9 protein-coding genes are annotated in these 12364 nt (G+C 71.6%); 7 read left to right on the top strand and 2 right to left on the bottom strand.

Annotated elements, in window-relative coordinates; all coding sequences use genetic code 11:
* The first annotated feature begins 68 nt into the window (after window positions 1–68).
* The 7 genes from ACIP4X_RS25215 to ACIP4X_RS25245 all read left to right on the top strand — a co-directional run bounded on the left by ACIP4X_RS25215 (window position 69) and on the right by ACIP4X_RS25245 (window position 10524).
* Window positions 69–3368 (top strand): LamG-like jellyroll fold domain-containing protein, encoded by a 3300-nt coding sequence (locus tag ACIP4X_RS25215; protein WP_391458603.1) that lies wholly within the window; start codon window positions 69–71, stop codon window positions 3366–3368.
* 172 nt (window positions 3369–3540) lie between these two features.
* A complete protein-coding gene (locus ACIP4X_RS25220) occupies window positions 3541–4623 on the top strand; it encodes a substrate-binding domain-containing protein (protein ID WP_391458605.1) in 1083 nt (360 codons plus the stop codon).
* 78 nt (window positions 4624–4701) lie between these two features.
* Window positions 4702–6324, top strand: coding sequence for a sugar ABC transporter ATP-binding protein (locus ACIP4X_RS25225; RefSeq protein ID WP_358736717.1), 1623 nt, complete (start codon window positions 4702–4704; stop codon window positions 6322–6324).
* Window positions 6321–7289, top strand: coding sequence for an ABC transporter permease (locus ACIP4X_RS25230; protein WP_358736719.1), 969 nt, complete (start codon window positions 6321–6323; stop codon window positions 7287–7289). The genes ACIP4X_RS25225 and ACIP4X_RS25230 overlap by 4 nt, the downstream gene beginning before the upstream one ends.
* Complete coding sequence (locus tag ACIP4X_RS25235) at window positions 7286–8311, top strand: ABC transporter permease (RefSeq protein WP_358736721.1); 1026 nt, start codon at window positions 7286–7288, stop codon at window positions 8309–8311. The genes ACIP4X_RS25230 and ACIP4X_RS25235 overlap by 4 nt, the downstream gene beginning before the upstream one ends.
* A 64-nt stretch (window positions 8312–8375) precedes the next feature.
* Window positions 8376–9392 carry a LacI family DNA-binding transcriptional regulator gene (locus ACIP4X_RS25240; RefSeq protein ID WP_358736723.1) on the top strand — a complete coding sequence of 339 codons (1017 nt, stop codon included), beginning with the start codon at window positions 8376–8378 and terminating at the stop codon, window positions 9390–9392.
* A 58-nt stretch (window positions 9393–9450) separates the two neighbouring features.
* Complete coding sequence (locus ACIP4X_RS25245; protein ID WP_358736725.1) at window positions 9451–10524, top strand: aldose epimerase family protein; 1074 nt, start codon at window positions 9451–9453, stop codon at window positions 10522–10524.
* Between the two features lie 65 nt (window positions 10525–10589).
* Here ACIP4X_RS25245 and ACIP4X_RS25250 read toward each other — a convergent pair whose 3' ends face one another.
* Both ACIP4X_RS25250 and ACIP4X_RS25255 read right to left on the bottom strand, forming a co-directional pair.
* Complete coding sequence (locus tag ACIP4X_RS25250; RefSeq protein ID WP_358736727.1) at window positions 10590–11333, bottom strand: DNA polymerase beta superfamily protein; 744 nt, start codon at window positions 11331–11333, stop codon at window positions 10590–10592.
* Between the two features lie 156 nt (window positions 11334–11489).
* Window positions 11490–12251, bottom strand: a complete 762-nt coding sequence (locus ACIP4X_RS25255) for an alpha/beta fold hydrolase (RefSeq protein WP_358736729.1) — start codon at window positions 12249–12251, stop codon at window positions 11490–11492.
* Between the last annotated feature and the right edge of the window lie 113 nt (window positions 12252–12364).

Raw genomic sequence — 12364 nt, forward strand, 5'->3', positions numbered from 1 at the left:
GCCCGGCATGGGGGTCCCCTGCGGCGCTGGTTCAGGCGTGGAGAATTTCCGTTACGGAAAGGGTGAGCATGAGCCCAGGCAGACTCCGAATACCCTTCCTCGGCCGACTCGCTGCGTTGCTGCCGCTGTTGCTGGGCGCCGCGCTGCTGGTGCCGGCCCAGGTCAGTGCCGCACCGGCCGCGGCGTCCCGTCCCTCCGCCGAGGCCACCGACCTCGGTCTGCGGGGCGACTACTACCGGATGTCCAGCAGCTCGGCGCTGGACTTCGCGTCGTACACCGGCACCCGGATCGACAACTCCCTCTACGTCGACGACCTGCTGCCCGCGCTGCGCGCCTACGCCGGCACCACGGACAACGTCGCGGTGCGCTGGACGGGCCGGCTCGAAGTGCCCGCGGACGGCGCCTACACCTTCTACATCAAGGGCGACAACGGCTTCCGGATGTCCCTCGACGGGGCCAGTGTGATCGACCACTGGACCACCGACTGGGACGTCCAGACCACGTCCGAGGCGATCACGCTGAAGGCCGGGCTGCACGACCTGGCCGTCGACTACAACCAGGGCAACGGCGGCGCCTACCTGCACACCGAGTGGTCGGGTCCGGGCTTCTCCCGCCGGCCGCTGCCCGACTCGGCGCTGCACCTGCCGGCCGGCTTCTCCCCCGCCGACGCCAGGGGCACGGTCGCCGCGACCGGCAGGACCGCCACGGTCGAACTGCCCTCCGCCGTCAAGGCCGTTCCGGCCGACGCGGCCAAGCACCTCGCACTGGTCTCCGGAGGCACCCTGTGGTCCGCCACGGTGGCCAAGGACCCCAAGAACGCCTCCAGGCTCGTCATCACCGCCGGCAAGGACGACACCCCCGTCTCGCTCAACGCCGACGTGCGGATCAGCTATGACGGAAAGGGCGGCATCACCACCGCCGGCGGCGGAGTCGGACCGTTCTCCGTGGTGGCGCAGAACGACTCCACCTGGTACTTCGCCACCAAGTGGGCCAAGGACGTCTCCGCCAAGAACGCCCTGCCCGAGTACCCGCGGCCGCAGTTGACCCGCAAGAACTGGCAGAACCTCAACGGCACCTGGCAGTTCCAGGCCACCGAGCAGGGCGCCGCGCTGCCCACCGGGAAGCTCTCCGGGAACATCCTGGTGCCGTACCCGATGGAGTCGGGCCTGTCCGGCGTCGCCAAGCACCACGACTGGTCGCTGTACCAGCGCACCTTCACCGTGCCGAACGGCTGGAAGGTGGGCTCCGGCAACCGGCTGCGCCTGAACTTCGGCGCGGTGGACCACGAGGCCTGGGTCTACGTCAACGGCAGGCAGGTCGCCCACCACACCGGCGGCTACGAGGAGTTCAGCGCCGACATCACCGACGCGCTCTCCGGACGCGGGACGCAGACCCTGCTGGTGAAGGTCAAGGACACCACCGACGACAGGTACGCGCTCGGCAAGCAGTCCTCCGACCCGAGCGGCATCTGGTACACCCCGACCTCCGGCATCTGGCAGACCGTCTGGATGGAGCCGGTCGCCGAGACGAGTGTCGACTCACTGGTGCTCACCCCGGACCTGGCGGACAAGTCGCTCTCCGTCACCGTGCGTCCCACCGCCGGGACCGCGCCGACGGCGAAGGTCACCGCCACCGCCTACGCCGGCAACAAGGCCGTGGCATCCGTCACCGGCCGGGCCGGAACCGCGCTGCGCCTCCCGGTCGCCAAGCCGCACCTGTGGAGCCCGGACGACCCGTACCTGTACAACCTCAAGGTGACCCTGGACGGCGGACGGGCCGGAAAGGACGAGGTCGGCTCCTACTTCGGCATGCGGTCGATCGAGGTCGCCCCGGTCGGCGGCGTCAACAAGATCGTGCTCAACGGCAAGCCCACCTTCGTGATGGCCACCCTGGACCAGGGGTTCTGGCCGGACGGCCTGTACACCGCGCCGACCGACGAGGCCCTGAAGTACGACCTGGTGGAGCACAAGAACCTCGGCTTCAACGCGGTGCGCAAGCACATCAAGGTGGAGCCCGCCCGCTGGTACTACTGGGCCGACCGGCTCGGTCTGATGGTGTGGCAGGACATGCCGAGCCGTATGACGGCCGCGGCCGGCACGCCGGAGACCCAGACGTTCATCGACCAGGTGCACACGATCGTCGACCAGCACCTCAGCAGCCCGTCGATCGTCATGTGGACGATGATGAACGAGGGCTGGGGCGAATGGAGCAAGGCCGCCACCGGTGAACTCGCGGACGCGGTCAAGAAGCAGGACCCGTCCCGCCTGGTGGACGCCCACTCCGGAGTCAACTGCTGTGCCTCCAAGGGCGACTCGGGTCGCGGTGACATCATCGACTTCCACGACTACCACGGCCCGGCCAACCCCGCCCCCGACGCCACCCGGGCCTCCGTGGACGGGGAGCACGGCGGCTACTCGTACGTCGTTCCCGGCCACATCCTCGGGACCGCCGGCGGTCAGGACTACGGTGACGCCGCCACCAGCACCGAGGAGCTGACCAAGGCGTACGTGGAGAACACCAGGAAGCTGATCCAGCGAGCCTCCTGCGGCCTCTCCGGCTCGGTCTACACCCAGGTCACGGACGTGGAGGGCGAGCTGAACGGCCTGCTCACCTACGACCGCAAGGTGGTCAAGGTCCAGCCCGGACCGGTGCGGGAGATCAACCAGCAGGTGATCGCGGCCGGTTCCGCCGCGGGCGGGGTGAACGTCCCGAAGGGCACCCCCGGACTGGCCGGGGTCTCCTGGTGGCCGCTGCACCAGCAGTCCGGCACGACCGCGACCGACGTCGCCGGGCGCCATGACGGCACCCTCAAGGGCGGGGCGTCCTGGACCACCGGCCCGAACGGCGGCGCGGTGCAACTGGACGGCAGCACCGGCCACATCGACGCCGGCGCGCCCGTCCTGGACACCGAGAAGGGCGACTACTCGGTGGCCGCCTGGGTCCGCCTCGACGACAAGGGGCACTTCAGCACCGCGGTGTCCGTCGACGGCGACAGGAGCAGCGTCTTCTACCTCCAGTACTCCCAGGCCGACAAGCGGTTCGCGTTCAGCTTCTCCGGCGCCCGGGCGCTGGCGAACAGCATCGGTGAGCCGCAGACCGGGAAGTGGTACCACCTGGTCGGCAGCTACAGCCACCAGGACGGCGCGCTGCGGATCTACGTGGACGGCACCCAGGCCGGTTCCACTCGCGCCTGCAACGGCGAGGTGCCCACCGGGAACCTGGTGATCGGCCGCGGCAAGTACAACGGCGCCCCGGTCGACCACTGGGCCGGCGCGATCGCCGACGTCCACGCCTACGACCGCGCCCTGAGCGGCGCCGAGGTGGCCTCCCTGGCGGCCGGCGAACCCACCGCACCCGCCAAGCGGTGACGGCGGCGGGAGGCCCCCGGTCCACCGCGGGGGCCTCCCGCCCCGGCCCGCTCCCTTGCCGAGAACGCGCACGACGCCGCATTCCACCCCGCGGCCCCAGCGGCGACCGGACGACCTCGTCGGACGCGCCGTGCCAGAGCAGTCGCCCCATCACGCAAGGAGTGCAACGACCATGACCAGCCCTCGCAGATCCCGTCTCGTGGCCGCCGTGTGCCTCGCCGCCGCCGCGGCCCTCGCCGCCGGCTGCTCCAAGGAGGAGGGCTCCGGCGCGGCCTCCTCCGACACCAGTCAGGGCGCCCAGGTGGTGCAGTCGCCGTCCGCCGACTCCTCGGGACCGGGCTGCACCCTGGAGGCGTACGGCGCCACCAAGATCGACCTCAAGGACGCGGTCGTCGGCTTCTCGCAGTCCGAGAAGGAGGCCAACCCCTTCCGGATCGCCGAGACCCAGTCCATCAAGGACGAGGCCGCCAGGCTGGGCGTCAAGAAGCTGCTCACCACCAACGCCCAGTCCCAGCTCTCCAAGCAGATCAGCGACATCAAGGACATGCTGGCCCAGGGCGCGCAGCTGCTCATCGTGGCGCCGCTGAACTCCGACGGCCTGGAACCGGCGCTGCAGGCCGCCGCCGCCAAGCACGTGCCCGTGATCACCGTCGACCGCAAGCTCAACGCCACCGCCTGCAAGGACTATGTCGCCTTCCTCGGCTCGGACTTCGTCGAGCAGGGCAAGCGCGCGGCGGACGCGATGATCCAGGTGACCGGCGGCAAGGGGAAGGTCGCGATCCTGCTGGGCGCCTCCGGGAACAACGTCACCACCGACCGCACCAAGGGCTTCGTCGACCAGCTCAAGGCCAAGGCGCCCGGTCTGCAGATCGTGGCCCAGCAGACCGGCGAGTTCGCCCGCGACAAGGGCCAGCAGGTGATGGAGCAGCTCATCCAGTCCAAGCCGGACATCACCGCCGTGTACGCGGAGAACGACGAGATGGGCCTCGGCGCCGTCACCGCGCTCAAGGGCGCCGGCAAGAAGCCCGGCAAGGACGTCAGGATCATCTCCATCGACGGCACCCGCAACGCGGTGCAGGCCCTCGCCGACGGCCAGTACAACGGCGTCATCGAGTCCAACCCGCGGTTCGGCCCGCTGGCCTTCGCCACCGCGCAGAAGTTCTTCGGCGGCGAGTCCATCCCGGAGAACGTGATCATCTCCGACCGCGCCTACGACGCGTCGAACGCCAAGGACTCTTTGTCCGGGGCCTACTGAGACACCCTCGGGCCGCCCGGGCCGCCCCGCACCGGGCGGCCCGCTCCCCCGCTCACCGACCCACGGAAGGCCTCGCCCATGGCACCCCCCGAAGCGGCAGTCGCCGCACCGCACCCGGACGCGGACGGCGCCGCGCCCCCGACGGTGCTGGAGGCCGTCGGCGTCGGCAAGCGCTTCGCCGGCGTGGTGGCGCTCGACGACGTCTCCCTGACCCTGCGCCGCGGTGAGATCCACGCCCTGGTCGGCGAGAACGGCGCCGGCAAGTCCACCCTGATCAAGGTCCTCACCGGTGTGCACCGCCCCGACTCCGGCGAACTGCGCCTGGGCGGGCGGCCGGTCGCGTTCGCCCGGCCGCACGAGGCGCAGCAGGCCGGTGTGTCCACCATCTACCAGGAGGTCAACCTCGTCCCGATGATGAGCGTGGCGCGGAACATCTTCCTGGGCCGCGAGCCCAAGAACCGCCTGCGCCTGATCGACTTCCCCCGGATGCACCGGGAGGCGGCCGAGCTGCTGGCCGGCTTCGGCGTCACGGCCGACGTGCGCCGCCCCCTGAACAGCCTGGGCGTGGGCACCCAGCAGATGGTGGCGCTGGCTCGCGCGGTCTCGGTGCGGGCCCAGGTGGTGGTGATGGACGAGCCGACCTCCGCGCTGGAGCCGCGCGAGGTCGAGACGCTGTTCCGGGTCATCGAGGAACTGCACAGCCGCGACATCGCCATCCTCTACGTCAGCCACCGGATGGACGAGCTGTACCGCATCTGCGACCGGGTCACCGTGCTCCGCGACGGACGGCTGGTGCACACCGGCCCGCTCGCGGCCACGGACCGGATGCAGTTGGTCTCGATGATGCTCGGCCGGGAGGTCGCCGAGGTCCGCCGACACGGCGTCACCGGCTTCGGCGCGGAGCACGACGCCGCCCGGGAACCGGTGCTCACGGCCGAGAAGCTGAGCCGCCGCCATGTGCTCGACGAGGTGTCACTGGAACTGCGTCCGGGGGAGGTTCTGGGCCTGGGCGGCCTGCTGGGTTCCGGGCGCACCGAGACCGCCAAGGCGCTGGTCGGCGCGCTGCCGCTGGACTCCGGCACGGTCTCGGTGGCGGGCAGGCCGCTGCGCCGCCTCTCCCCCGCCGCGGCGATCCGGGCCGGCATCAGCCTGCTCTCCGAGGACCGCAAGGCCGAGGGCATCGTGCCCGGTCTGTCGGTGCGGGAGAACATCGTCCTGGCCGCCATGCCCCGCCTGTCCCGGGCCGGTGTCGTCTCCCGCAAGCGGCAGGACCGCATCGTGGAGATCTTCATGAAGCGGCTGCGGATCAAGGCGTCGGGGCCCGAGCAGAAGGTCGAGGAGCTCTCCGGCGGCAACCAGCAGAAGGTGCTGCTGGCGCGCTGGCTGTGCCTGGAGCCCAAGGTGCTGCTGCTGGACGAGCCCACCCGCGGGATCGACGTCGGCGCCAAGGCCGAGGTGCAGACCCTCATCGACGAACTGGCGCAGGAGGGGCTCGCGGTGCTGCTGATCTCCTCCGACGTCGAGGAGCTGGTGGAGGGCGCGGACCGGCTGGTGGTGCTGCGCGGCGGCGCGGTGGCCGGTGAGCTGGCCGGCGACCTGGTCAGCGAGGCCGAGCTGCTGGACGCGCTGGCCGCGCACACCCCCGAGCCCACGGTCGAGACGCCGGACACGGCACCGCACACGGACGAGGAGCAGGAATGACGCAGCTGTCGCCGGCACTGGGACGGGGCGCGGTGCGGCTCGCCGCACCGGCCTGGTTCCAGAAGTACGGCGTCTACACGGCGGTGCTGGTGCTGCTCGCCTTCAACGCCGCGTTCACCGAGCACTTCCTGACCGTCGCCAACCTGCGGACCCAGCTCGTGCAGGTGTCCCCGGTCGTCATCGTGGCGCTCGGCATGGCGCTCGTCATCGGCACCGAGGGCGTGGACCTGTCCGTGGGGTCCGCGATGGCGCTGGCCGCCGCGCTGCTGCCGCTCTATCTCGGCTACGGCCTGGTCCCGGCGCTGCTCGTGGCGCTGCTGGCCGGGGTCTTCGTGGGCGCGGTCAACGGCACCCTGGTCGCCGTGGTGGGCCTCCAGCCCATCGTGGCCACCCTGGCCCTGTTCGTCGGAGGCCGGGGCCTGGCCCTGGTGATGGCCGACGGGCAGCTCAAGCAGATCGCCAACCCGGACCTGCTGGCACTGGGCAGCGGGGAGGTGCTGGGCATCCCGGTGGTGGTGCTGACCGCGGGCGTCCTGGCGCTGGTGGTGGCCGGGGTCGTGCACCGCACCACCTTCGGCCGGCAACTGGTCGCGGTGGGCGGCAACCGCGCTGCCGCCGGACTGTCCGGGCTGCCGGTCAAGCGGGTCCTGATCGGCGTCTACGTGCTGTGCGGCGTCCTCGCGGCGCTCGCCGGCGTGCTGGCCACCGCCCGGCTGACCGCCAGCGACCCCTCCGCGCTCGGCAACCTCATGGAACTGTCCGCGATCACCGCGGTGGTCGTCGGCGGCACACCGCTGAGCGGCGGCTCGGTGCGGGTGCTGGGCACCGTCACCGGCGCGCTGCTGATGCAGCTCCTGCGGGCCACCCTGGTCAAGCACGATCTGCCGGACTCCACGGCGCAGATCGCCCAGGCCGCCATCATCCTCGTCGCCGTCTACGTCGCACGGGAGCGTCGGTCCCGATGAAGTCACTCACCAGCCCACGGCAGTCGTCGGCCGCCCTCCGTCCGACGGCGGCGGCCCCCTCCCCGGCCACCGGCCAGGAGCGGATCACCGAACTCCTCCAACGGCACGGCGCCCTCGCCGTCCTGATCGCGGTCGTCCTGGTCTCCTCGTTCGTCTTCCCCTCCTTCGGTACCCTCGACAACGCCCAGAACGTCGCCGTACAGGCGTCCTTCGTCGCCGTCGTCGCCCTGGGCATGACCTTCGTGATCATCACCGGCGGCATCGACCTCTCCGTCGGATCGGTGTTCGCGCTCGGCGGCGTACTGGCCGCCTGGGCCTCGCAGTACGGCATCTGGGCCGCGCTGCTGCTGCCGCTGGCCGTCTGCGGGGCGATCGGCACCCTGAACGGGCTGCTGATCGCACGGGCCGGGATGGCACCCTTCATCGTCACCCTGGCCACCCTGCTCGGGGCCCGCGGTCTGCTCCTCGCCCTGACCGACGAGGGGGCCACCACCTATCTGGTGCCGCACGGCTCGGCCTTCGCCGAACTCGGCCAGGGCACGGTGGGCGGCTTCGGGTATCCGGTGCTCGTCGCGCTGTCCCTGTTCGCCGTCGGCGGGGTGGTGTTGCAGCGCACCTCGTTCGGCCAGTCGCTGTTCGCCGTCGGCGGCAGCACCGACGCCGCGACCCTGATGGGACTGCCGGTGGCCCGCACCCGGATCCTGGTCTACACGCTCAGCGGGCTCCTCGCCGGGTTCGCCGGCGCGCTCAACGCCGCCCGGCTGTCCTCCGGGGTCACGATCATCGGCGTGGGCATGGAGCTGGACGCCATCGCCGCGGTCGTCATCGGCGGCACCCTGCTGATAGGCGGCGCCGGCTCGGTGAGCGGCACCCTGTGGGGAGTGCTGCTGCTCGCGGTCATCCAGAACCTGATCAACCAGATAGGCTCGCTCAATTCGTCCTACCAGTCCGTGGTCAGCGGCGGCTTCCTCATCGTGGTGGTCGTGGCCCAGCGGTATCTGGCGCGGGCACGCCGCACCTGATGACAGACGCCGTGCCGCAGGACCCGTCGCTGTCCTGCGCCCGGCCCGACAAGGAGGGAACGCCTTGGGCGTCAGCCTCAAGGACGTCGCGCAGCGAGCGGGAGTGTCCATCAAGACCGTCTCGAACGTCGTCAACGACTATCCGCACGTCACCCCCGCCATGCGGGCCCGGGTGCAACAGGCGATCGACGAGCTCGGCTACCGCCCCAATCTCACCGCGCGCCACCTGCGCAAGGGCCGCACCGGGATCATCGCGCTGGCCGTCCCCGAACTCGGCAACCCGTACTTCGCCGAACTGGCCAGCGCGGTCATCGACGCCGCCGCACGCCACCACTACACCGTGCTGCTCGACCACACCGCCGGCCTGCGCGAGAAGGAGATGCTCGTCTGCCAGGGCTTCCGGACCCATGTGATCGACGGTTTGATCCTCTCCCCGATCGAACTGGAGAACCCTGACCTGCGCGGCCGCACCGACACCTCGCCGCTCGTGCTGCTCGGCGAGCGGGAGTACGACGCCCCCTACGACCACATCGCCATCGACAACGTGGCCGCGGCCCGCAGCGCGGTCCGCCACCTGATCGGGATCGGACGGCAGCGGATCGCCTTCCTCGGCGCGCGGGCCGAGAGCGCCCGCCAGCCCGCCCATCTGCGCCTCCAAGGGTGGCGTGAGGAACTGGCCGCGGCCGGACTGCCGCACGACGACTCGCTGGTGGCCCCCACCGACGGCTACGGCCGCGCGGACGGGGCGCAGGCCATGGCCCTGCTTCTGGACCGCGGCGTGCGGCCCGACGCGGTCTTCGCCTACAACGACCTCCAGGCGATCGGCGCCATGAGGGTGCTCGGCGAGCGCGGACTGCGCATCCCGCAGGACGTGGCGGTGGTGGGGTTCGACGACATCGAGGACGGCCGCTTCGGGGCGATCACCCTGACCACCGTCTCCCCCGACAAGCAGGCCATCGCCCGCCAGGCCGTCGGCTGCGTCATCGCCCGCCTCAACGGCACCGCCGACACCGAGCCACGCCGGCTGCGTCCGGGCCACGACCTGGTGGTACGCGAGTCGACCCTGGGCCGCCAACGCTGAGCCGGCCCGCGGCCGCACCCTCCCCGAACGGCCCGCCCCCCTTCCCCCGAGGACCTTCATGCCACGACCCGCCCTGCGCTGCACCCCCTTCGGCAACACGCCCGACGGCACTCCGGTGGAGCGCTGGCACCTGGACTCAGGCCGCGGCGTGCGCGCCGAGGTACTCACCTACGGCGGCATCCTGCACACATTGGAAGTACCGGACCGTGACGGAGTCGCGCGCTCGGTCGTCCTGTCGCTGACCGGCATCGAGGACTACACCGGCCCGAGCCCGTACCTCGGGGCCCTGGTGGGGCGGTACGCCAACCGGATCGCCGACGGCCGCTTCACCCTGGACGGCCGGGCGCACCAGGTGCCGGTGAACGACCGTGGCCACGCCCTGCACGGCGGCCCCGACGGTTTCGACCGGCGGGTCTGGGCCGCGACGCCCGTGACGGGCGACGACTTCGCCGGAGTACGCCTGACCCTGCGCAGCCCCGACGGCGACATGGGCTTCCCCGGAACTCTGGACGTCACGGCCACGTACGTCCTCGACGCCCGGGGCACCCTCTCCCTCGACTACCGGGCCGTCACCGACCGGCCGACCGTGGTCAACCTGACCAACCACGCCTACTTCAACCTGTCGGGCGCCCCCACGGTGGCCGACCACGTGCTCCAGCTGGACGCGGACCGGTACCTGCCGCTGACCGACGAGGGCATCCCGTACGGGCCCGGCGCGGAAACAGCGGGCACACCCTTCGACTTCACCCGCACACACACCATCGGCGCCCGCCTGCACGACCCCGATCCCCAACTGCGCGCGGCGGGCGGCTACGACCACTGCTGGGTGCTGCGCCCACCGTCGGCCGGGGAGGCCCTGCGGCGCGCTGCCCGGCTGGAGGATCCCGGGAGCGGGCGGGCCCTGGAGGTGTGGACCACCGAACCGGGCCTGCAGGTCTACACCGGCAACCAGCTCGACGGAACACTCAAGGACGCGACGGGCCGCCGCCACGAGCGGTACGCCGCCGTCTGCCTGGAGACCCAGCACCTGCCCGACTCCCCGAACCACCCCGAGTACCCGAGCACGGTGCTACGCCCGGACTCCGTCCTGAACAGCCGCACCGAGTACCGCGTCGGCCCACCGGGGCGGTAGGCCCGGTCGGGCCGGAGTTTCTTGCTCGCCAGGACCCTGGTGAGCTCGACGGGGCGCGGGCCGTCTCAGCGCTGCCCGAAGCGGCCACCGCGTACGACGCCTCGCGCGACTTCGTGGTGCGTGTCCGGCTGAGCGGCCGAGGCGCGGCGCGTCCGGAACAGGAAGTCGGCCACGCGCGCGTGGTCCGGTTCGGGTGGGAGCGGAGTGTGCCGCAGGGCCTCCTCGGTCTCGTCCGCCAGCCGGGCCATGCGGGTCTCGACCTGTGCCCAGGAGACCTCACCCCGCTTCACCGCGAGCAGAGGCTCCCGCTGGTCGCCGACGTCGATGTGCAGCTCGCCCGTGCGCAGCAGGTCACGGGCGGTCGTCAGCAGGCGGAGCAGGTGCATCGCGTGCTTCCAGCGCGGGGAACCCGTCGTACGGACGTCGGCGTGGAGCTTGCGTCGCTGGCCGAGGGCGTAGCGGGTGAAGGTGTCGCAGGCCCGGCGGGACAGGAAGGCGCCGCGCAGGTGCAGCAGCTCGCGGCCGGTGTCGTCCACATGGTCGACCAGTGGTGAGTGCAGGCACTCCAGGATGTTCGGGTTGGCGCGCAGCGCCAGTTCGCAGAAGCGCTCCAGCTCCCAGCTGAACTGCTCGGAGAGCGGCCCTTCCACGTGCGTGGGCGGCTTCTCGAAGCGCCAGAACAGGGCCGTGGGCGCGAGGAACACGCCCCGGCGGTCCGTGTCGCTGCCGTCCGTCGCCAGCCCGAAGGCCCGCGAGCCCATGACACAGGCGTAGATCGTGTGCTCTCGTACCAGGTCCTCGGGCTGCATGCCCGGGATCGTACGCGGACCCTCACGTCAGGCTGTTCGAATTTCCGTCCACCTTGATCGGTTCGGCGGGCAGCGACCGGGGCGCGGGCCAGGAGCCGTCGGGCCATTCCGTCCCGCCCGTCGCCCGTGGCCTGGCGAGGGGCGGAACGGTGGACATCAGCCCTGCCCGGTGAGGTGCTTCCTGAGTGAGGCGATGACCGCGGGGGCCTCCGCGGTCAGGTAGAAGTGGCCGCCGGGGTAGACCTGGAGGTCGAAGTCGCCGGTCGTGTGGCCGCGCCACGCCTCGGCCTCGGCCATCGTCGTCTTGGGGTCGCTGTCGCCCGTGAGGACGGTGATCGGGGCGCGGACGGTGACGTCGGGGGCGCACCGGTAGGTCTCGATCGCCTCGTAGTCGCTGCGGATGGCGGGAAGGATCATGCGCAGGATCTCCTCGTCGCCGAGCAGCGCGGTGTCGGTGCCGGCGAGGAGCTTCAGCTCCCGCACGATGCCCTCGTCGGAGAGGCGGTGCACCTTCTCGTCGCGGACGGTCGACGGCGCGCGCCGCCCGGACGCGAACAGCCGGACGAGTTCACCGCCGTCGGCTTCGAGGCGGCGGGTCACCTCGAAGGCCAGGGTGGCGCCCATGCTGTGCCCGAAGAACGTGGTCGGCCGTGCCTTGAGGGCGGGGCCGATGGCGTCGTAGAGCTGGTCGGCGAGGGTGGCGATGTCCGTGGGCGACACCTCCTTGCGCCGGTCCTGCCGTCCCGGGTACTGCACCGCGAACACCTCGGCCACGGAGGACAGTTGGGCGGAGACGGGGAAGTAGAAGGACGCCGAGCCGCCCGCGTGCGGGAAGCAGTGGAGCTGGGTGGGGCGGGTGGGCGCCGGGTGGAAGCTCCGGGCCCACAGGCTCTCCTCGGTGGACGTACGGGTTGTCACGCTTTCCTGGACCTTTCGTGAGCGCCGGCGCGGAGCCGGCGGTGTGGCGTGCGGCGGGTTTCGGCGTGTACGGGGGCTGAGCCGCGGGCCGCCGAAGCGGCCCGCGGGGTGGG

This window comes from Streptomyces sp. NPDC088817 (assembly GCF_044750345.1).
In the GTDB taxonomy this organism is placed as follows: domain Bacteria; phylum Actinomycetota; class Actinomycetes; order Streptomycetales; family Streptomycetaceae; genus Streptomyces.

Coding starts and splice junctions, on each gene's coding strand:
- ACIP4X_RS25225 (WP_358736717.1), top strand. CDS start 4,702: ATGGCACCCCCCGAAGCGGCAGTCGCCGCACCGCACCCGGACGCGGAC.
- ACIP4X_RS25235 (WP_358736721.1), top strand. CDS start 7,286: ATGAAGTCACTCACCAGCCCACGGCAGTCGTCGGCCGCCCTCCGTCCG.
- ACIP4X_RS25250 (WP_358736727.1), bottom strand. CDS start 11,333: ATGCAGCCCGAGGACCTGGTACGAGAGCACACGATCTACGCCTGTGTC.
- ACIP4X_RS25245 (WP_358736725.1), top strand. CDS start 9,451: ATGCCACGACCCGCCCTGCGCTGCACCCCCTTCGGCAACACGCCCGAC.
- ACIP4X_RS25220 (WP_391458605.1), top strand. CDS start 3,541: ATGACCAGCCCTCGCAGATCCCGTCTCGTGGCCGCCGTGTGCCTCGCC.
- ACIP4X_RS25230 (WP_358736719.1), top strand. CDS start 6,321: ATGACGCAGCTGTCGCCGGCACTGGGACGGGGCGCGGTGCGGCTCGCC.
- ACIP4X_RS25215 (WP_391458603.1), top strand. CDS start 69: ATGAGCCCAGGCAGACTCCGAATACCCTTCCTCGGCCGACTCGCTGCG.